Source organism: Harryflintia acetispora, assembly GCA_004340125.1.
In the GTDB taxonomy this organism is placed as follows: domain Bacteria; phylum Bacillota; class Clostridia; order Oscillospirales; family Ruminococcaceae; genus Harryflintia; species Harryflintia acetispora.
Window position 1 is genome coordinate 166981 of sequence record SLUK01000001.1, and the last position, 19897, is coordinate 186877.

23 protein-coding genes are annotated in these 19897 nt (G+C 58.8%); 10 read left to right on the forward strand and 13 right to left on the reverse strand.

The annotated features are described in order from the left end of the window. Window positions 1-56: 56 nt before the first annotated feature. Together EDD78_RS00805 and EDD78_RS00810 are read right to left on the reverse strand one after the other, a co-directional pair. Window positions 57-380: a sigma-70 family RNA polymerase sigma factor gene (locus tag EDD78_RS00805; protein WP_079700282.1), complete on the reverse strand. Its 324-nt coding sequence runs from the start codon at window positions 378-380 to the stop codon at window positions 57-59. Between the two features lie 2 nt (window positions 381-382). Continuing rightward, window positions 383-604 (reverse strand): hypothetical protein, encoded by a 222-nt coding sequence (locus EDD78_RS00810; RefSeq protein ID WP_079700283.1) that lies wholly within the window; start codon window positions 602-604, stop codon window positions 383-385. 291 nt (window positions 605-895) lie between these two features. Between EDD78_RS00810 and EDD78_RS00815 the strand changes: the two genes are divergently transcribed. From EDD78_RS00815 to EDD78_RS00825, 3 genes are all read left to right on the forward strand, one after another. Continuing rightward, complete coding sequence (locus EDD78_RS00815; protein ID WP_159449070.1) at window positions 896-1285, forward strand: helix-turn-helix domain-containing protein; 390 nt, start codon at window positions 896-898, stop codon at window positions 1283-1285. 4 nt (window positions 1286-1289) lie between these two features. Then, entirely contained in the window at window positions 1290-1736 is a 447-nt protein-coding gene (locus tag EDD78_RS00820) for an ImmA/IrrE family metallo-endopeptidase (RefSeq protein ID WP_079700285.1), read from the forward strand. A gap of 108 nt (window positions 1737-1844) precedes the next feature. Beyond that, window positions 1845-2750 carry a PfkB family carbohydrate kinase gene (locus EDD78_RS00825; RefSeq protein ID WP_165873052.1) on the forward strand — a complete coding sequence of 302 codons (906 nt, stop codon included), beginning with the start codon at window positions 1845-1847 and terminating at the stop codon, window positions 2748-2750. A gap of 90 nt (window positions 2751-2840) precedes the next feature. Here EDD78_RS00825 and EDD78_RS00830 read toward each other — a convergent pair whose 3' ends face one another. Genes EDD78_RS00830 through EDD78_RS00840 form a run of 3 tightly spaced genes read right to left on the reverse strand, consistent with a single transcriptional unit; the run spans window position 2841 to window position 4700 of the window. Beyond that, window positions 2841-3638, reverse strand: a complete 798-nt coding sequence (locus EDD78_RS00830; RefSeq protein ID WP_079700287.1) for a hypothetical protein — start codon at window positions 3636-3638, stop codon at window positions 2841-2843. Then, the gene (locus EDD78_RS00835; protein WP_079700288.1) at window positions 3632-4330 is read right to left on the reverse strand and encodes an ABC transporter ATP-binding protein; all 699 of its coding nucleotides are present in this window, start codon (window positions 4328-4330) and stop codon (window positions 3632-3634) included. The genes EDD78_RS00830 and EDD78_RS00835 overlap by 7 nt, the downstream gene beginning before the upstream one ends. Then, window positions 4308-4700 (reverse strand): GntR family transcriptional regulator, encoded by a 393-nt coding sequence (locus EDD78_RS00840; protein WP_079700289.1) that lies wholly within the window; start codon window positions 4698-4700, stop codon window positions 4308-4310. Before EDD78_RS00840 ends, EDD78_RS00835 begins: the two co-directional genes overlap by 23 nt. A 78-nt stretch (window positions 4701-4778) precedes the next feature. Between EDD78_RS00840 and EDD78_RS14240 the strand changes: the two genes are divergently transcribed. Then, window positions 4779-4907: a helix-turn-helix domain-containing protein gene (locus EDD78_RS14240; protein ID WP_159449072.1), complete on the forward strand. Its 129-nt coding sequence runs from the start codon at window positions 4779-4781 to the stop codon at window positions 4905-4907. Between the two features lie 354 nt (window positions 4908-5261). Here EDD78_RS14240 and gyrA read toward each other — a convergent pair whose 3' ends face one another. The 8 genes from gyrA to dnaA all read right to left on the reverse strand — a co-directional run bounded on the left by gyrA (window position 5262) and on the right by dnaA (window position 14964). Continuing rightward, window positions 5262-7850, reverse strand: coding sequence for a DNA gyrase subunit A (gene gyrA / locus EDD78_RS00850; protein ID WP_286170673.1), 2589 nt, complete (start codon window positions 7848-7850; stop codon window positions 5262-5264). A 73-nt stretch (window positions 7851-7923) separates the two neighbouring features. After that, window positions 7924-8523 carry a YcxB family protein gene (locus EDD78_RS00855; protein ID WP_079700291.1) on the reverse strand — a complete coding sequence of 200 codons (600 nt, stop codon included), beginning with the start codon at window positions 8521-8523 and terminating at the stop codon, window positions 7924-7926. Between the two features lie 23 nt (window positions 8524-8546). Next, entirely contained in the window at window positions 8547-10484 is a 1938-nt protein-coding gene (gene gyrB, locus EDD78_RS00860; RefSeq protein ID WP_117507676.1) for a DNA topoisomerase (ATP-hydrolyzing) subunit B, read from the reverse strand. An 84-nt stretch (window positions 10485-10568) separates the two neighbouring features. After that, the gene (gene remB, locus EDD78_RS00865; RefSeq protein WP_079700293.1) at window positions 10569-10838 is read right to left on the reverse strand and encodes an extracellular matrix regulator RemB; all 270 of its coding nucleotides are present in this window, start codon (window positions 10836-10838) and stop codon (window positions 10569-10571) included. A 3-nt stretch (window positions 10839-10841) separates the two neighbouring features. After that, complete coding sequence (gene recF, locus EDD78_RS00870) at window positions 10842-11951, reverse strand: DNA replication/repair protein RecF (protein ID WP_132083499.1); 1110 nt, start codon at window positions 11949-11951, stop codon at window positions 10842-10844. Then, entirely contained in the window at window positions 11948-12169 is a 222-nt protein-coding gene (locus EDD78_RS00875; protein WP_132083501.1) for an RNA-binding S4 domain-containing protein, read from the reverse strand. Before EDD78_RS00875 ends, recF begins: the two co-directional genes overlap by 4 nt. 10 nt (window positions 12170-12179) lie before the next feature. Beyond that, window positions 12180-13283: a DNA polymerase III subunit beta gene (gene dnaN / locus EDD78_RS00880; RefSeq protein WP_079700296.1), complete on the reverse strand. Its 1104-nt coding sequence runs from the start codon at window positions 13281-13283 to the stop codon at window positions 12180-12182. Window positions 13284-13644: 361 nt separating this feature from the next. Continuing rightward, window positions 13645-14964, reverse strand: a complete 1320-nt coding sequence (dnaA, locus tag EDD78_RS00885) for a chromosomal replication initiator protein DnaA (protein ID WP_079700297.1) — start codon at window positions 14962-14964, stop codon at window positions 13645-13647. Window positions 14965-15264: 300 nt separating this feature from the next. On the opposite strand from dnaA, the gene rpmH reads away from it, so the two are divergent. The 6 genes from rpmH (at window position 15265) to mnmE (ending at window position 19885) form a co-directional block, all read left to right on the forward strand. Continuing rightward, complete coding sequence (gene rpmH, locus EDD78_RS00890) at window positions 15265-15399, forward strand: 50S ribosomal protein L34 (RefSeq protein WP_079700298.1); 135 nt, start codon at window positions 15265-15267, stop codon at window positions 15397-15399. 134 nt (window positions 15400-15533) lie between these two features. Continuing rightward, the gene (gene rnpA, locus EDD78_RS00895) at window positions 15534-15896 is read left to right on the forward strand and encodes a ribonuclease P protein component (protein WP_079700299.1); all 363 of its coding nucleotides are present in this window, start codon (window positions 15534-15536) and stop codon (window positions 15894-15896) included. After that, window positions 15893-16144, forward strand: a complete 252-nt coding sequence (gene yidD, locus EDD78_RS00900) for a membrane protein insertion efficiency factor YidD (RefSeq protein WP_079700300.1) — start codon at window positions 15893-15895, stop codon at window positions 16142-16144. The genes rnpA and yidD overlap by 4 nt, the downstream gene beginning before the upstream one ends. Window positions 16145-16223: 79 nt before the next feature. Then, window positions 16224-17288, forward strand: coding sequence for a YidC/Oxa1 family membrane protein insertase (locus EDD78_RS00905; protein ID WP_159449073.1), 1065 nt, complete (start codon window positions 16224-16226; stop codon window positions 17286-17288). Between the two features lie 17 nt (window positions 17289-17305). Beyond that, on the forward strand, window positions 17306-18430 hold the full coding sequence (gene jag, locus EDD78_RS00910; RefSeq protein WP_132083503.1) for an RNA-binding cell elongation regulator Jag/EloR: 1125 nt from the start codon (window positions 17306-17308) through the stop codon (window positions 18428-18430). A gap of 81 nt (window positions 18431-18511) precedes the next feature. Beyond that, a complete protein-coding gene (gene mnmE, locus EDD78_RS00915; protein WP_132083505.1) occupies window positions 18512-19885 on the forward strand; it encodes a tRNA uridine-5-carboxymethylaminomethyl(34) synthesis GTPase MnmE in 1374 nt (457 codons plus the stop codon). The last annotated feature ends 12 nt before the right edge of the window (window positions 19886-19897 follow it).

Here is a 19897-nt window from a genome sequence, read left to right on the forward strand (position 1 = left end):
ACATTAAAACGGGGAGCGGCTTCGCCGCTCCCCGTTTTCCACCGATGCGCCTGTTTTCAGTTAAGAATTCCCGAATCCATCAGCCCCTTCGCCACCTGCTGCATCTTGCCCCGCGCCCGCGCCAGGGTGCGGGAGACACTGGGGGGACTGACCCCCAGCATCCTGGCGATCTCCTTGACCTTCATCCCGTCCAGGTAATAGCAGAGCACCACCTGCCGCTGCCGCTCGGTGACATAGTCGCGCAGGATCAGAGAAAGCAGGGTTTTATACTTCTGGCGCGCCGCGCGGTTGTCCTCCCCCTCCTGGTTAAAGCGGCGCAGGGAAAACAGGTCGAAGTTGTCCACCTTGATCTGCTTTTTGCTCCAAAGATTGAGCGGCATGCCTACACCTCCCGCCTGCCGCTGCCGTCCGCCTGCCGGTAATAGCCCGCCAGGTACCCTCCGATCCTGCGCAGGTCCCCCAGCTCCCGGCGCATGGTTTCGATCCTGCGCTCGAGCAGGAAGGCCGTCTCTCCCCGCGCGGTGCGCAGCTCCCGGCGCAGGAGGACCAGCCGCTCGGAGAGCCGGTCCGCGCCCAGGCGGTATTCATCCGCCAACCGTTCCATTTGCCCCTCCTTTTCTCCGCCCAAAACGTGTGGCAGCTCCCGCGCGGGCGGATAGGCGGCGCTGCCCGGTTTGCTGTTTTTCTTCTGATTGATCTTGACAAACCCCTCCTCTTGACAAAAGAACGTATGTTCTATATAATGGAATGAAAAAGCAGGATCATCTCCTGCAATTATGATTATATCACACGTATTGTGTGTTGTCAAGGAATAATTACCAAATATAGTTGTTATTTCACACAATTTGTGTTATCATATTCACAAAGAGATCATTGGTCCAAGGAGGTGTCCGGCTTGACGCTGGGAGAAAAACTGAAGGTCCTGCGCAGGCGCGAGGGGCTGTCCCAGGCCGAACTGGCCGCGCGGCTGGGGGTGAGCCCCAGCGCTGTGGGGATGTATGAGCAGGACCGGCGCCGCCCCACCCCCGAGCGGCTGGCGCAGCTCTGCCAACTTCTGGGGGTGAGCGCGGATTATTTCCTGGGAAAGGACTACGGGCCGCTGCACGAGCTGGACGACATCCTCTCCCGCCTGCACGACGAGCTGCGGGGCGCGGACACCCTGATGTTCTGCGGCGAAACGCTGGACGAGGGGGACATCGAGGAGATTACCCAGGCGATCCGCTTCGGGGCAAGGCTTGCCTTTGAGCGGCGGCGGGAAAAACGAAAGGACGACAACAGGAAGTGACAGCATGATCGGCGACTGGATCAAGGACGAGGTGCGCTCCTTGGTAAACGAATATGGCACCCGCGACCCCTTCGAGCTCTGCGATGCACTGGGCGTGCGGGTAATTTGCTACCCCCTGCCCGGGCGGGTGGCGGGCTTCTCGCTGCGCTATGGGGAAGAGGCGCAGATCTTTCTCAACGAACGGCTGGAGGAAGAGCTGGAGGCCACCTGCGCGCACGAGCTGGGGCATCTGCGCCTGCATCCGCGCCACAACTCCTATTTCCTGCGCGAGTGCACCTGCTGCGTGCCCGGGCGGTACGAGCGGGAGGCCGACCTCTTCGCGGCGCTTCTGCTCCTTCCCGAGGAGGCCTGGCCCCCGGCGGCCGCGGGCTCCGGGATGTGGCGGCCAGGCGGGCGGCATTCCCTTCCCCCGCGGTTGGCCGAGCTGCTGAGTAGGGAGGCGGGGACTTGAAAAATTCCCCGCTACCGGGTAGAATAGAGGGTAGTAGGATCGTTAAAATACAGCCGCATGACGGTCCGGCGCAAACAACGCCGCAGCGGCAGCGGCAGGGGGTCTCCCATGATAAAGGTAATCGGCGTTGGCGACAACGTAGTGGATTGCTACATCCATCAGAACACCATGTATCCCGGCGGTAACTGCGTGAACATCGCCGCTTTCAGCCGCCAGCTGGGCCACCAGTCGGCTTATCTGGGCGTCCTGGCCGACGACCGCCAGGCCGACGTGCTGCGCCGCGCCCTGACCGACATGGGCGTCGATTTCTCGATGTGCCCGACCATGCACGGCGAGACCGGTCGCTGCAGCACCAACCTGGTTGAGGGCGACCGGGTGATCGGGGACGACAACGACCTGGGGCTCTGCAAGTCGAACCCCCTGCAGATCACCGATGAAATGCTTGAATACATCAAGGGCTTCGACGTGGTGCATTCCAGCTGCTACAGCTTCATCGAGGACCAACTTTGCAAGATCAAGTCCACCGGCGTGCCCATCGTCTACGACTTCTCGGACGGTTGGGAGGAAAAGGACTTCGAGCGCGTCTGCCCGAACATCGACGTCGCGTTCTTCTCGGGCAAGAAGCTCCCGGACGAGGAAATCAAGGGCTATCTCAAAAAGTGTGTCGACGAGCTCGGCTGCCGCCTGGCGATGTGCACCATCGGCAAGCGGGGCGCCTTTATCTACAACGGCCACAAGTTCTTCATCAAGCCCCCCTATAACCTCGAGGGTAAGGTCACCGACACCATGGGCGCGGGCGACAGCTTCCTGACCGGGTTTATGACCACCTACTTCGACGGCCAGCGCATCTTCGAGGCGATGGTCAAGGGCGAGCCCCAGAAGTACACCACCGAGGCCGACCGTCTCGACTACGAGGAATCCCTCATCGAATATTCGATGAGCGTGGGCAACCTGATCGCCATCCGCAACTGCTTCGTCTCCGGGGCCTTCGGCCACGGCGAGAAGATCAACTAAAAATAATACATAGAAAGGGGCGCCGCGAAAATTCGCGGCGCCCCTTTCCGGTTTGGTTTATGGGTTTTAGAAGCAATCAGATTTAAGGGCCTATTCCAGGTTCAGCCTGCGGGAGAGGATGTAATTGGTCCCGACAAAATAGGCCGCGCCGTAGAAGAGGCAGTAAAGGATCAGCGTACACATGATCAGGTGGGCAGATCCGATCATCCCGACCTGGATGGGCATCCCGTCCAGAACGTGCCCGATCAGCCAGATGCCGATGGTGGTGATGATGTTGGTCACGATGTCGGTGGCGATGAACGCCCCGAAGGCCGCCAGCACCCGGTGCTTGTTAAAGAGCTGGCCCACGCTGATCGAAAAGTAGATGTTGAGGATTCCCATCGCGAGCCCCGCCGCGCACAGGGTGCAGAACTCCAGGATGTACAGGTAGCCGTGTACCCCCATCTGCTGATAAAGCACGGCCAGCGCCCGGGGAATTTCGGCGAACATCCGCAGGTCCTCCCAATCCAGCGCCATGATGAAGACGGTGATCATCGTCACGATCACGCTCGCGACCATCCAGAGGGCGGATACGACCATCTTGGAGACGATGTGCTTCCAGGGCTGCACCGGCAGGGTAAACATCAGATACCCCTCGTCCCCCAGCAAATTTTTATAGAAGCGCTGGATCATTACGAAGAAGGTCAGGATGAAGATCGCGAAGATCAAAATTCCATAGACGGTCGCCGTGGTTCCCAACGTCATGCTGAAAGCCAGGTTGGAGTGGCCCTCCGGGCGGATGGCCATGAAAAAGCGGTTGATGACCGCCAGCAGCACCAGCGCGCCGTAGAGCGGCAGGAAGATGCGCGCCGTGGCCTTGGTTTCATATTTTAGCAGCTTGCCTAACATTTGAACACCTCCCGGAAGAGCTCGTCGACGCTCTTGCCCTGCTCCTCGCGGATCTCATCCACCGACGAGGTCATCACGATCTTGCCGCTTGCAATAAAGATCACATCGTCCAGCACCCGCTCCACGTCCGCGATCAGGTGGGTGGAGATGATCACCGTGGCGTTCTCGCTGTAGTTGGTGATGATGGTGTTGAGGATGTAGTCCCGCGCCGCCGGGTCCACGCCGCCGATCGGCTCGTCGAGCAGGTAGAGTCCGGCTTCCCGGCTCATCACCAGGATGAGCTGGACCTTTTCCTTGGTGCCCTTGCTCATGGTCTTGAGCCGGTCGTTGGGATTGATATCCAGCCTTTCGAGCATCTCCTTGGCCTTTTCCTGATTAAAGTTCTGATAAAAATCCCCGAAGAAGCCCAGCAGGTCGCTCACCCGCATCCAATCAGCCAGATAGGTGCGTTCGGGCAGGTAGCTGACCAGGCTTTTGCTTTCGATGCCCGGGGCCTTCCCATCGATTAAAATTTCGCCGCTCGTCGGGGTCAAGATCCCGCTGGCGAGCTTGATCATGGTTGTTTTGCCGCTTCCGTTCGGCCCGAGCAGGCCGACGATCCGCCCCCGCCCGAGCTGAAGGTCCACCGAGGAAAGCGCTTCCTTCGCGCCGTAGCGTTTGCCGAGTACCTTACACTGCAAGATCGGTGTCATGTCTATCCTCTCCTTCCCTCGCCTGCTCCACCAGGGTGATGGTTTCCTCCCTCGTGAAGCCGATCTGGCCCATCTTGATGAAAAACTCCTTGAGCTGATCCCTAGCCAGCAACTCTTTTACAGATTGTATCATAGCCCTGTCCTCCGTAACGAATCTTCCGCTGGTGCGCTGGGTGTAAACCAAGCCGCTGCGCTCCAGCTCTGCCAATGATTTCTGCATGGTGTTCGGGTTGACCGACGCCTCGGCCGCCATATCCCGCACGGCCGGCAATCGCGACCCTGCCGGATACAGGCCCGACACGATCCTGAGCTGAATCTGCTCGATAAGCTGTACGTAGATGGGTCGGTCGGACTTTAGTTCCCAATTCATAGGTCCGCCTCCTTTGTACTATTGTATTAATAGCGTAATACAATAGTACAATTAGATTTTAGTTTTGTCAAGGGTTTTTTGAAAAATTTTTTTATAGTTCCAGCGGGAAGCCTTCAACGGATAGACCTCGCCATCCTTGCGCGCCTCTGCCGGGTCCTTGGCTGCGCAGTTTCGGATATATTGGAATACCTGCCACCGGCAGAGTGATCTTTTCCGGAAACGAGGGGAACCCCCTCTTGGAGTTTCCCCACTGTCCCAAGCTCTGCTTGGGACATGGCCACTGGAGGCTCGATTCCCCCTCCCCGCGCTTAGAAGTCTTTGAAAACGCGGGCTGAGCGTTTCCGGGAGCACAAAAGTACTTACGCGAATTGGGAGCGGCGGCTCGCCGCCCCGCGCTTCGCTGCGCTTTAAGACCGTGGGGCGCTGCCCCACGCCCCGCCAAAGGGTCATTGACCCCTTGGAACCCTAGAATTCGGACTGCGCAAAAACGCAGCGGGAATTTCCCGCTGCGTTTTTTGTTCGTTTTTCGCCGCTCGCATTCAGGACGCGGGCTGAGCATGTCTATTCTTGTACGTTAGGCGTTTCGCGAATCGGGAGCGGCGGCTCGCCGCCTGTGCCGTCCGCACCCTCCTGGGGGCTTTGCGGCTCTCCGCCGGGTTCTTCGCCCTGCGGCTCGCCAGTCTCTTCTTCGCCACCCTCATCTTCTTCCTCGTGCGGGGCGCGCGCCAGGGAGACCACCTTGGAGTCCGGACCGATCCGCATCGTCTTTACACCGCCGCCGTACCGCGACTGCACCGTGATCTGCTCCACCGGTACCCGGATGATAACCCCGTCGTCGGTGATCAGGATCAAATCGTCGTCCTCGTCCACCATCTTAATCCCCGCGACCGCGGTCTCCTTCTTCTCGGCCTTGTAGTTGGTGATGCCCTTGCCGCCGCGGCTCTGCAGCCGGTAATCCTCGATCGGCGTGCGCCGCCCGAGCCCGTTTTCCGCAATGGTCAGCAGCGTCGCATCCTCGCGCACCTGCTCCATCCCCACGACCTCGTCCTCGTCTCCGAGGTTTAAGGCCTTTACGCCGCGCGCGGTACGTCCGAGCGGGCGGGCGTCGCTTTCATTAAAGCGGATGGCCATTCCCTTGCGGGTCGCCACCACCAGCTCGTCCTCGCCGCCGGTCAGGCGCACCCAAGCCAGCTCGTCGTCCTCATCCAGGCTGATGGCGATCAGCCCGATCTTGCGCACGTTCTTGAACGCGCTGAGCGCCGTGCGCTTGATGATCCCCCGCTTGGTCACCATAGTCAAATACTTGTCCTGCTCGATGTCGTCCACCTGGATCATTGCCGACACCTTTTCCCCCTCGTCGAGCTGGAGGAGATTGACAATATTGGTGCCCCGGCTGGCACGGGAACCCTCGGCGATCTCATAGCCCTTGAGGCGGAAGACCCGGCCCTTGCTGGTGAAGAACATGATATAGTCATGGGTGGAGCAGATAAACAGCTCCTCCACGAAGTCCTCCTCCCGCCGCGTCATCCCGGACACCCCGCGGCCGCCGCGGCGCTGGGTGCGGTAAACGTCCATCACCTGGCGCTTGATGTAACCGTAGTGGGTCAGGGTGATCACGCAGTCCTCGACCGGGATGAGGTCCTCGATGTCCATCTCCCCGCTGATCGCGAGGATCTCGCTGCGGCGGGGATTGTTGAATTTGTTTTTGACCTCCAGCAGCTCCTTGCGGATGATGTCGTAGACCTTTCCCTCGTCCCCAAGGATTTCGGTCAACTCCTGGATCAGGATTTGCAGGTTTCCCAGCTCGTCCTCGATCTTCTTGCGCTCCAGTCCGGAAAGCTGCCCGACGCGCATCGCCACGATGGCGGCCGCCTGCAGATCGGAAAACGCAAAGCGCTCGATCAGCGCGGCCTTGGCGCCGGGGATATCGGGCGCGCCGCGGATGATGCGGATCACCTCGTCGATAAAGTCGATCGCCTTCTTGAGGCCTTCGAGGATGTGGGCGCGGTCCTGCGCCTTCCTGAGGTCGAACCGCGTGCGCCGGATGATGACCTCTTTTTGATGCTTTAAGTACTCGGTGAGCATGGCCTTGAGGGTCAGGATCCTCGGCTGCCCGTCCACCAGGGCGAGCATGATGACCCCCACCGTATCCTGCAGCGGGGTGAAGGTATAGAGCTGGTTTAAGATCACCTGTGCGTTGGCATCCCGCCGCAGCTCGACCACGATCTTGGTGCCGTTGAGGTTGCTCTCGTCCCGCAGCGCGGTGATGTTCTCCACCCGCTTGTCCTTGACCAGATCGGCGATGGCGGTGACGATCCTATTTCGGGTGACCATATAGGGGGTCTCGGTGATCACGATGCGCTGCTTGCCGTTTTTCATCTCCTCAATGTCGGCCTTGCCGCGCAGGATGATCTTCCCCCGCCCGGTCGCATAGGCCGCGCGGATCCCGCTGCGCCCCATGATCTGGCCGCCGGTCGGAAAGTCCGGGCCCTGGACGAACTCCATGAGCTCGGCAAGCTCGGCGTCCGGGTTGTCGATCAGGTGGATGGTGGCGTCGATCACCTCGCCCAGGTTGTGGGGCGGGATGTTGGTGGCCATACCGACCGCGATGCCCGCCGAGCCGTTGACCAGCAGGTTCGGGAAGCGCGCCGGCAGCACCGACGGCTCGGTGGTCGAGTCGTCGTAGTTGGGCACGAAGTCCACCGTATCCTTTTCGATGTCGGTCAGCATATGCACCGCGACCTTGCTCATCTTGGCCTCGGTATAACGCTGGGCAGCCGGCGGGTCCCCGTCCATCGAGCCGAAGTTACCCTGGCCGTCCACCAGCGGATAGCGCATCGAGAAGGTCTGCGCCAGGCGCACCAGCGCGTCGTAAACGGAAGCGTCGCCGTGAGGGTGATAGCTACCGAGCACGGCGCCCACGGTGTAAGCCGACTTGCGGTAGGCCTTCTCCGGGGTGATCCCCTCGTCGTACATGGTGTAGAGGATGCGCCGGTGCACCGGCTTGAGCCCATCGCGCACATCCGGCAGGGCGCGGGAGGTGATGACCGACATCGAATAGTCGATGAAGGACTTTTTCATCTCCTTGCGGATTTCTACGGGAATGACCTTGGTGCCGCCGTCCCCGCCATCCCCGCCTTCTTCCTCCATTGGATCGCGGGAGAGCTCGTTGTCGTTTATCTCGTTGCTCATTTTCTGGATTCATTCCTTTCGCAGGCTGACTTTATGCGCAATACTTGTAATCCTTCCCAAGCCGCTCGCGCAGAAGGGTGCCGATCTGCACCTGCTGTTCCTCGCTGAGCGTCTCCTTGGGCACCGCAAAGGCCCGGCTGTCCCGGTAGCGGATGGAATAAAAGTCCTCAAATTCGTGGACGGTCACCTTTTCGTGCCACTCCACCCGCCGGGTCTCGTTGGGGAAATCGATGACGAAGCCCTCCTCCTGGAAGGTGAAGCCGAACGCGGTCCCGTCGGCCAATATCTGCCGCGCGGCGCGCCGGTTTCCGGTCGCGGTGTTGTAGCCGATCATCCCGATCATCACCGCGCAGAGAATCGTCATCAGCACCGGGCCGAGCTTGCTCTCCGCGCGCGGGATGGTCAACGCGTAGTTAACCGCCAGCAGCACCAGCAGGCAGATGAAAATGACATGCCGGTTATAGGAGCCGTTGTGCCGGTCGGACAGGTTCAGCCACCCGATCAGCTGGCCCTCCTCCAGAGGAAACCGTAAAGACAGGTCCCCCGTCCAGGGCAGCTTCTTCGGCTTTTGGAGCGGCGCGTCGTTTGCGTAGTCGTTTTGCGGTGCGGGATTCTTCTTTTGATCGTCCATCCGGCATCCTCCTCCTGTCCGGGTCAGATATCGAGATTGACGACATACTTGGCGTTGGTCTCGATAAATTCGCGCCTGGGCTGCACCTTGTCCCCCATCAGGATGGTGAAGATCTCGTCGGCCGCCATGGCGTCCTCCATCTCCACCTTGAGCATGGTGCGGTTGCTGGGATCCATGGTGGTCTCCCACAGCTGCTGGGGGTTCATTTCACCAAGGCCCTTGTACCGCTGGATCGGCACGTTGGTCGCATCGGTCCGGTCGGGATACAGCTCCCTGACGTATTCGTCGCGCTGGTCCTCGTCGAAGGCGTAGCGGATTTTCTTGCCGCGCGAAACCTTATAGAGCGGGGGCTGCGCGATATAGACGTGCCCCCCCTCGATCAGCGGGCGCATGTAGCGGAAGAAGAAGGTCAGCAGCAGGGTGCGGATGTGCGAGCCGTCGACATCGGCATCCGCCATGATGACCACCTTGCCGTAGCGCAGCTTGGTGAGATCGAATTCGTCCCCGATCCCGCAGCCGAGCGCGGTGACCACCGGCATGAGCTTGTCGTTGCCGTAGACCTTGTCAATGCGCGCGCGCTCCACGTTGAGCATCTTGCCCCAGAGCGGAAGGATGGCCTGGATCTTGCTGTCCCGCCCTTCCTTCGCGCTGCCTCCGGCCGAATCTCCCTCCACAATGAAAAGCTCGGTGCTCTCAGGATTCTTTTCCGAGCAGTCGGAGAGCTTCCCCGGCAGGCTCATCCCGTCGAGCGCCGACTTGCGCCGGGTCGCCTCGCGCGCCTTCTTGGCGGCCTCGCGCGCCCGCGAGGCGGTGAGGGCCTTGTCGAGGATGGTCCTGGCCACCGCCGGGTTCTCCTCAAAGAAGGTGGAGAGCTTGTCGTAGACCATCGAGTCTACCACCCCGCGCATCTCGGTGTTGCCGAGCTTACTCTTGGTTTGGCCCTCGAACTGCGCATCCGTGAGCTTGACCGAGATGATGGCGGTCAGCCCCTCGCGCACATCCTCGCCCGAGAGGTTCTTGTCCTTCTCCTTGAGGATGTTGTTCTTTCTGGCATAGTCGTTGAAGACCCGGGTGAGGGACCGCTTGAAGCCGTCCTCATGGGTGCCTCCCTCGGGAGTGTGGATGTTGTTGGCGAACGAGAGGATATTTTCATTGTAGCTGTCGTTGTATTGCAGCGCCACCTCGGCGGTGCAATCCTCCTTCTCCACGCCGAAGTATATCACCTCATCGTGCAGTACCTCGAGGCTGCGGCGCTTATGAATATGCTCGACAAAACTCTTAATACCGCCCTCGTACTGCATGCTCTCCCGCACCGGCTCGCTCTGGCGCTGATCGGTCAGGGTGATCCTGATCCCCGCGTTTAAGAAGGCCTGCTCCCGCAGACGGGTCTCGAGCACGTCGAATTCATAGTCGGTGGTCTCGAAGATTTCGCTGTCCGCCTTGAAGGCGACGTTGGTTCCGGTCTTGTCGGTGTCTCCCACAATTTTCAGGTCGTCCACCGCCTTACCCCGCTCGAAGCGCTGGTAGTAGCGATGCTTCCCGTCGCAGACCTCGACCTCCAGCCACTCGGACAGGGCGTTGACCACCGAGGCGCCAACGCCGTGCAGGCCGCCCGATACCTTGTATCCGCCGCCGCCGAACTTGCCGCCCGCGTGCAGCACGGTGAAAACGACCGTCACCGCTGGAATGCCGAGCTTCGGCTGGATGCCGACCGGGATGCCCCGCCCGTCATCCGAGACCTTGATGATGTTCCCCGGCAGAATGTCCACCTCGATGTGGGTACAGTAGCCGGCGAGCGCCTCGTCGATCGAGTTGTCCACCACCTCGTAGACCAGGTGATGCAGCCCTCTCGGCCCGGTCGAGCCGATGTACATGCCCGGGCGTTTTCTGACCGCCTCCAGCCCCTCCAGGACCTGGATTTGTCCGCCGCCGTATTCTTCGTTGTTGGGAGTATTCGCCACGTTTCGTTCCTCCGTCTCTTTTCTAGGATACAAAATCTCTTTCCCGAGATGTTGATATTCAGCCAGGGTAAAGGTCTTAACAGTTTAGAAACAGGAAAAGTCCTTTAAAAAACCGGTCCGCTTGCGCAGAGTCGCGCTTGAAATCTGAGAAATATACACAACCGTCTCCTCGTCCTCCTGGCAGACCACAAAAGATTTGGGCAGCTCGCTGGATACGTTGACCACCCTTCCCTGCTGCTGCGCGGTGGTTAAGAAATCCTTTGAGGATTTTTTGACGGTGGAGTTTTCAATGTCAAAGATGCCGATGATATCGCAGAGCCGGATCACAATCTCCTGCCCCAGATGAAGGTACATATGCTATGCCTCCCCGCCTTTGATGGCGCCGTTTTCGATCAGGAAAGAGCGCCCGCTTTGCAGGACATGGAAAATATCCTCCTCGCAGCAGGTGATAAACACCTGGCGCTCGCCGATCCGATTGAGCAGGTAATCCCGGCGGCTGTGGTCCAGCTCGCTCATCACATCGTCGAGCAGGATGACCGGTACCTTTCCCATACTTTCCTCTATTATGCCACATTCTGCCAATTTTAATGCCAGCACACAGCTGCGCTGCTGGCCCTGGGAGCCGTAAAGCCGGGCGCTGAGCCCTCCCAACGTGATCGCCAGGTCGTCCCGGTGAATCCCCACCGAGGTGACCCCCTGGCGAATGTCCTCCGCGCGGTGCGCGCGCAGAGCCTTTTCAAGCTCCCCGCGCAGCTTCGGCAAGTCCCAGTCAGGGTCGTATCCTTCGACCGAGCACTGGTAGAAAACGTTCATTTCCTCGCGGCCCTTGGAAATCCCCTCGTATACCTCTTTGGCAGCCTGCCCGATCCGCGCGATATACCGCTGGCGCAAAAGCATGACCTGCGCGCCTGCGCGCACCAGGTTCTGATCCCAGATTTCCAGGGTATCCAGCAGCTCGCTGTGGTACTGCACGTCCCGCAGCAGCGCATTACGCTGAAACAGAGCCTTTTGATAATAGGAAAGCGCGCTGTTATAGGAGGGCAGCAGTTGGCCGATCGCCGTATCAAGAAAGCGCCGCCGCTCGGACGGTCCGTCCTTGACCAAGGAGAGATGGACCGGAGAAAATACCACCGCAGGCAGGACACCGCACAGGTCGGACACCGCATCCCGTTTGATCTCGTTGACCCATACGCCCCGTTTTCCGCCCAACGTAAGGCTTGCGCTCTGATCGCGCCCTTCGCTGAAAAACTCGACCGTAAGGCGCGCATTCTCCTGTCCGAAGCGGACCATCTCGCTCTCCCGCGCGCCGCGAAAGCTCTTCATTCCGCTGAACAGCCAAACCGCCTCGATCAGATTGGTCTTTCCTTGGGCGTTCTCGCCGTGAATGAGGTTGATCCCCTCGCCGGGCCGAAGCTCGAGTTGCTCGATGTTGCGGAAGTTTTGCAGCGCGATCCTCTTGATCCTCACGCCGAGGTGACCTCGATGAGCACATCCAGCCCCACCTGGACCGTCATGCCGGGGCGCACCTTTTTGCCCCGCTGGACGACGGTCTCCCCATCAAGGGTTACTTCTCCCTGCTCGATGATTTCCTTGGCCATCCCGCCGGTATCCGCCACCCCGGCAAATTTTAAAAGGGAATCCATTTTAATGTATTCGGTTCGGATGGGCACCTTGATTTTTTGCATATGGTCTCCTTTATTCGCTCTTCAGCCTGACCGGCAGCACCAGGAAGAGGAAGCCGTCCGATTCTTTGGGCACCACCTTCATCGGGGAGAGCGGGCCGTTGACCTGGAGCAGGACCTCGTCGCTGCTGCAAGCGCGCAGCGCATCCAGCAGATATTTGCTGTTAAAACCCATATCCACGTCGTCGCCGGTCTTTTTACAGGCAATTTCATCGTGCGCCTTGCCGATGGTGGTGGAGCAGGAGGATTTAATCACCTCGTCGAGGAAGCTTACCTTGAGCGGAGAGCGCAGCTTATCCGAGATCAGCAGCGAGATGCGCTCGATGCTGTCGATAAAGGCCCTGGTGGAAATCAGAATCTCGGTGGTCTGGTCGGCCGGGATGGCCGCCTTATAATCGAGAAACTCTCCTTCCAGCAGCCGGGAGATGACAAAATACCCTTCAATATGGAAGATAATATGCTTTTTGGAAATGGTGAGAGAGATCTGCTTTTCCGGATCGCCCAGGAGCTTGGAAACCTCGGACAGGGTCTTGCCCGGCACCACGAAGCTGACATCCTCCCCGACCTTGACCGGCTCCCGGCGCAGGGCAAGGCGGTAGCCGTCGACCGAGACGACGGTGAGCACGCTCTCCTTGATATCAAAAAGGGAGCCCTTGTGAACCGGCTTGGCGTCGCTGACCGCCACCGCAAAGAGGGTCTGGTCGATCATCGACTTGAGCGCGCCCGCCTCCATTTCAAGCAGCGGCTCGCCGCTGACGGTGGGCAGCTCGGGAAACTCCTGCGGATCCAGCCCCAAAATGGTGTATTCGGCCGCGCCGCTGACGATCTGGGTCAACAGCTTTTCGTCGCTGGAGATCTCGATCACCTCGTAGGGCATGCGGCGGATCATGTCCGAAAGCAGCCGCGCCGAGAGGATGATTTCACCCTCGCTCTCGACCTTGGCATCGATGGTGGTGGTGATCCCAAGCTCCAGGTCGTACCCGGTCAGGGAGAGGGAATCCCCCTTGGCCTGCAGCAGGATGCCTTCCAGCGCCAGGATGGTCGATTTGGAGGATACCGCCCGTGAGACGTTGGTGACCGCGTCACAGAGCTTATCTTTATTGCAGATGACTTTCATATGTTACCTTCTTTCTGTTCCCTCAAAGAGAGACCGAAGTTTTTAACAGCAAAGGAAGCGGGGAAAACCGCGAGAAAAGAAAAGAATATATTTTAGTAGTAATAGTAGGGGCCGCGCAAAAGTGGATGAGAGCCCTGAAATGGCTTGAATGTGCCGTTTTGAGGCAATAAGAGTATCTTGAAACGGGAAGGGATAATTTGTTTAGAGGTTGAAAGAGATTTTAAAAATTGACAGGGCAGTGGAAAAGAGCCTTTAAAGAGGGATAATTTGTGGAAAAGAATGGGCAAAACCAAAAAAGAGCAGTAAATTCTTCACAAAAGAACCTGATGGTGGAAAGGTGAAAAACAAAAATAGTGGAAACTCAATTGTTGCGGATGTTTTTGATGATGTCCTCAATGGTTTCCTTATAGACTGAATCGTGCTGCATGTTTTTTTCCACCTGCTGGATGGCGTAAACGATGGTGGAGTGGTCCCGCCCGCCGAATTCCTCCCCGATGGCCGACATCGACATCTGAGTGATCTCCCGCACGATGTAAATGGCGATCTGCCTTGCACTGGATATTTGAGCTGAGCGCTTGTTGGAGCGGATGTCCTGCGCGGAGACCGAATAGGTGCGGCTGACCTCCGAGATGATCCGCTCGACGGTGACCGGGATGGGCTGGTTGTCGTTGAGGATGTCCCGGATGGCGTTCTGGGCGATCAGGATGGAGGGCGGGGTATGGGCCAGCTCCTCATAGGCGATGATCTTTTTGACCGCGCCCTCGAGCTGGCGGATATTGTTCTTGAGGCGGTTTGCTATGTATTCGGCCACCTCGTCCGGCATGGTGGAGCCCAGCAGTTGTGCCTTGCGCCGGATGATGGCGATGCGCGTCTCGAAATCGGGCGGCTGGATATCCGCCAAAAGCCCCCATTCAAAGCGGGTGCGCAGCCGGTCTTCCAGGGTTTTGATCTCCTTGGGCGGCCGGTCCGAGGTCAGGACGATCTGCTTGCCGGCTTGGTAGAGGGTATTGAAGGTATGGAAGAATTCCTCCTGGGTGCTTTCCTTGCCGCCGATAAATTGGATATCGTCCACCAGAAGCACGTCGGCCATCCGGTACTTGTCATGGAACTCCTTGGTCGTTTGGGTGGCGATGGCGTTGATCAGCTCGTTGGTGAATTCCTCACCCTTGGCGTAGATGATTTTTTTCTGGGGGGAATTCTTTTGAATTTCATTGCAGATGGCGTAGAGCAGATGGGTTTTGCCAAGCCCCGAGGCGCCGTAAATGAACAGGGGATTATAGGTGCTCGCCGGGTTGGCCGCCACCGCCAGGGAGGCCGCGTGGGCGAATTTGTTGGACGGGCCGATGATGAAGGTGGAGAAGGTGTACTCATAGTCCCCATTCCCGGAGGGCTTGGACAGGAAGGGCGCCTCCGGCTCGGGGGCGGGAGAAAGATCGGGCTGGCAGACGATCTCAACCTTTACTTCAAAGCCAAGCACATTTTCAAAGGCGGTGGCCAGAAGCCCCAGATACCGCTCTTCGAGAATTTTCTTTTTGAAATCGGTCTTGACACCGAGATATGCGGTGGACCCTTCGAGCTTGAGCGGCTCAATGTCCTTGATCCAGACCTTGTGGGCAACCTCGCTGATCTCGCCCTTGCAGTATTCGCTGACCAGCTCGAAAACTTCGTGAAAGGATTCCATTCTAATATGACCCTCCAAAGGATGAAAAACAAAATTTAAGTTGGGGAAAGACTGCGAAAAAGGGGTGAAATCACGGTGGAAAAAGAAAAGTCAACCGTTTTTCAACCTCTTTATTTTATCATAAAAGGGACGGGCGTTCAAGTTTTTCAACGGGGTAATTTGCTATATATATAAATAATGTAGAAACTTTATTATACTAAAGCACTTTTCCAAAAATCCCGCGCAAACGGCTTGACAGAGGGGAATGGTTCGGATATAATATTACCTTGCAAGGTTTTGCCTCGAAGGGAGGGGAACAGGATGCTTAGAACGTATCAGCCCAAGAAGATCCATCGTAAAAAAGAGCATGGCTTCCGCAAGAGAATGGCTACCAAGAACGGCCGCAAGGTACTCGCCCGCAGACGTTCAAAGGGAAGAGCCCGTCTGAGCTACTAATGACCTGACCACAGACATTGTGGTCTTTCATTTTATTGCGTTCTTTCGTAAAAAAACGGATGGCGCAGTAAAAGGGGTCCCGTTGTGGGACAAGCTGGCGTGCCGAAAACGGCGCGCAAATAAGGGGCTTTGCTATGCCGCAGACCGTAACACTGAGTGAAAATCGGGATTTTAAGCGGATCTATGCAAAGGGGAAAAGCAGAGTGCACGCTCTGCTTGTTACCTATGCCATGAAAAACCGCCTTGGCATCGCCCGGGTCGGGGTGGTGTCCTCGAAGAAGATCGGCAAGGCCGTCAGCCGCAACCGTGCGCGCCGCGTGGTGCGCGCCGCGTTGCGGGAGTGCGGTGAAATCCCGGCCGGTTGGGACGTGGTCTTTGTCTGCCGGGTCAAGACGGTGTACAGCAAATCGACCAGGATCGTCCCGGTCATGAAACGGCAGCTCGGCGAGCTGCTGCCGCAGGCCGCCGCAAGGATGGCGGATGAAAGAACGTTATGAAAAAGCTGTTGCTGGCGCTCATCCAATTTTATCGAAAGCACATTTCTCCTTATAAGCCTGCCTGCTGCAGGTTCTATCCAACCTGTTCCTCATATGCTCTGCAAGCGGTATCTGAATACGGAGCAATCAGGGGCGGGTTTCTTTCGATGAAACGGATCCTGCGCTGCAATCCTCTCTTTAAAGGCGGCTATGATCCGGTGCCGCCAAAGCAGGAGCAGAAAAACAGGAAGAAACAGCCGCAACAATAGGCGGCTATCATTGGCTTTGCTCCATACCAAACTTGTCTTCTGCCTGAGTGCCGGGCGGCGGGCAAAGACGGAGGTCAACATGAGTTTTATCAATGCGATATTCGGCTACCCGCTCGGTTGGATCATGTGGCTGCTCTACAAGGTCGTGCCGATCTACGGGCTTGCGCTGATCCTCTTCACCTTGATCACCAAGCTGGCCATGGTCCCGCTGATGATCAAGCAGCAAAAATCGATGGCCAAGCAGGCCGCCTTCCGTCCGCGGATGGAAGAGATCCAGAACAAGTACAAAAACAATAAAGAGAAAATGAACGAAGAGATGATGAAGCTGTATGAGGAAGAGGGCTTCAACCCGATGTCCGGGTGCCTCCCCATGCTCATCCAGTTCCCCATCCTCTTCGGTTTGATCGACGTCATCTATCATCCCCTTAAGCACATCATGCGCTTTTCGGGCGAGATGATCACCCAGGCGACCGATATCGTTAACAACCTCGGGCTGACGGTCAACCCCTACAGCTCGGAAATCAGCGTCATCAACGCGGTGCAGCAGAACCCCGGCGCCTTCTCCTCGATGGGTTCGGATTTTGTCAGCAAGATCCAGGACTTCAACTTTGTGTTCCTCGGGATCGACCTGTCGCAGGTGCCGACCTTTACGTTAAACCTGCTCATCCTTATCCCGATCCTGTCGGGCGTCACCTCGGTGATGCTTTCGATGGCCTCCATCCGGCAGAGCAAGGCCACCATGGGCGAGAACGCCGCGGGCAGCGGGATGACCAACGCCATGATGTGGGCCATGCCGCTGATGTCTCTGTTCATCGCATTCCAGGTTCCGGCGGGCGTGGGTATGTACTGGATTTTGACCAACCTCTTCTCCTTTGTGCAGACCGTGCTGCTCAACAAGTTCTATAACCCCAAGGAGATGGCCGAAGCGGCCGCCGCTGAGGCGGAGAGAAAGCGGGAGGAAGCCCGTCAGCAGAAGATCGAGGCCAAGAAAAAGCTCAAGGAAGGCAAGGTCGAGGAGAAGGAAGTTGAAGAGGCCCTTTCTCAAAAGGAGATCAACCGCCGCAAGCTGGCCGAGGCCAGGCGCCGCGACGCCGAACGGTACGGCGAGGAATACGTGGAAGTCACGGATGAGGACCTGAAATAGAAAGAGGTGGAAAAGCGGTGCAAAACGAGATCATTATGACGGCCAAAACGGTGGACGAAGCGCTCGAGCGCGCCTATGAAGAGATGGGCGCCACCAGTGACGAGACCAGCTTTGAAATTTTGCAGATGCCGAAAAAGGGATTTCTCGGCCTGCGCAACATACCTGCCAAGGTGCGCGTCTACCGCCTCGAGGCCGAGGAGCCGGCAAAGCCGGTGAAGGAGAGCCCGAAACCGGCACCCCAAAAGGAAGCGCCCAAGCGGGAGAAAAAGGAGTCGCAGCCCCGTCCGCCGAAGAAGGCGGCTCCCGTGCAGCAAAAAGAGGCTCCCACGCCCAAAGCGGAGCCTGCCGCGGCCGAGGAGCCCCTCGAGGAGCTGGAGCTCAGCGAAAAGGCGAAGGTCGCCGCCCAGTATGTGGGTGAAATCCTTGAGCAGATGGGCGTGAAGAACGCGGTGGTGACCCCCCGTCAGACCAGGGAAAGCATTGAAATCCGCCTCGAAGGGGACGGCTTGGGCGTAATCATCGGCCGCCGCGGCGAGACGCTGGATGCGGTCCAGTATTTGACCTCCCTGGTTGCCAACCGGATGGGCGGCGACTATATGCGCATCTCGATCGATTCGGGTGATTACCGGAAAAAGCGCGCCGAGACGCTGGAGCGTCTGGCCACCAAGCTTGCCAGGAATGCGGTCAAGACCGGACGCTCCACCAAGCTCGAGCCGATGAACCCCTATGAGCGCAGGATCATCCATGCGGCGGTTTCCAAGGTGGAGGGCGCTACCTCCTCGTCGATCGGCGAAGAGCCCAACCGCCGGGTGGTCATCTCCTCGAAGAACCCCCGTAAGCGCACCGATGCGCCGAAGGAGGGCCGTTCTGCCGGCGGCAGCCGCCGCGGCGGGGAGCGCAGCCGCTCCCGCGGCCCGCGGGAAAACCGGGAGCCACGCGAGCGGCAGGAACGCGAGGGGCGCCAAGGGAATGCGCAGCCGGTGATACCGGGAGCGCGGATCGACGATCAGATCACGGCAGAGGAGCTGGCAAGGCTCAATCCCCCGCCCGCACCGAAGACCGAGAAGCCGCAGGTACAGGCCCCGGCCGTGGAGGAGGAGCCGCAGATGCCCCTCTACTCCCAGATCGATTTACCAGAATAATCAGTTTCCCTGCAGGGAACAAGTTTTGGCAACGGAAGTTTCTTGTAAGAGAAGCTTCCGTTTTCTTATTGGAGGTGTACCATGGATTCACAGACTACCATTGCGGCGATTTCGACCCCCCTCTCCCCCGCCGGGATCGGGATGGTGCGCCTGTCCGGCCCACACGCACTGGATATTGCACAGAGGCTCGTCCGCCCGGCCGATCCGAAGCGCTCCCCCGCCTCCCTGCCGGGTTACAGCGGGCTGTATGGCCGGGTTTACGACCAGGACGGGGAGTTTGACGAGGCGGTGGTTTTCGTCTACCGCGCGCCCAAGAGCTATACCGGCGAGGACGTGGCCGAGGTCTGCTGCCATGGCGGTGCCTATCTGCTCAGACGGACCCTCAGCCGCTGTTTTCAGCTGGGGGCTTCTCCCGCGGGTCCGGGGGAGTTTACCAAGCGTGCCTTTTTAAACGGCAAGCTCTCCCTTACCCAGGCGGAGGCGGTTGCCGGATTGATCGCCGCACAGGGGAGCCAGTCGGCCGCGGCGGCGCTGGCGGCGCGCGACGGTGCGCTTCAGCAAAGGATTGAGCGGATCGCACAGAATCTTGTCCATCTGAGCGCTTCGCTTGCGGCCTGGATCGACTATCCCGACGAGGAGCAGGACGCCGTCTTTGGAGAGCGGTTGGCCGCCCAGATGCGGCAGGAGCAACAGGAGCTGCATGGCCTTTTGGAAGGCTATAAAAGAGGCCGGCTTTTCCGGGACGGGATCGTCACCGCCATTGTCGGCAAGCCGAATGTAGGGAAGTCCACTTTGATGAACCTCCTTTCCGGGCGGCAGAAGAGCATCGTGACCGCCATTCCCGGCACCACCCGGGATGTGGTGGAGAGCCGGGTGATGCTCGGGGACATCCTGCTCGAGCTGGCCGACACCGCCGGAATCCGGGAGACCGACGACCCGGTGGAGGCCGCGGGGGTGGATCTCGCGCGCAGCACGGCAAGAACGGCCCAGCTGGTCCTGGTGGTGCTGGACAGCACTGACCGGCTACAGGATGAAGATAGGAAAATACTGGAAGAATTGTCCGGAAAACCGGCCATCGCGGTCATCAACAAGACCGACGCCGGGCAGAACATTGCGCCGCAGGAAGTTTTTCCCTATGTGCGGGAGACGGTGGCGATGTCCGCCCAGAGCGGGGATGGGGTACAGCAGCTCGAGGAGGCGGTGCTGCGGGTGATGGAGCTCGATCAGCTCACACCGGGACAGGATCTCCTGATCAGCGAGCGGCAGCTTCTCTGCGCGCAGGCGGCGCACGACCAGCTGGCCGAGGCGCTGGAAGCGCTGGAAAACGGGATGACCTTCGATGCCATCAACGTCTGCCTGGACTGTGCGCTGGACGAGCTGCTGGTGCTCACCGGCCAGCGGGCGAGCGAGGCGGTGGTGGACGAGGTGTTCTCCAAATTCTGTGTGGGAAAGTAAAACGGAGGAATC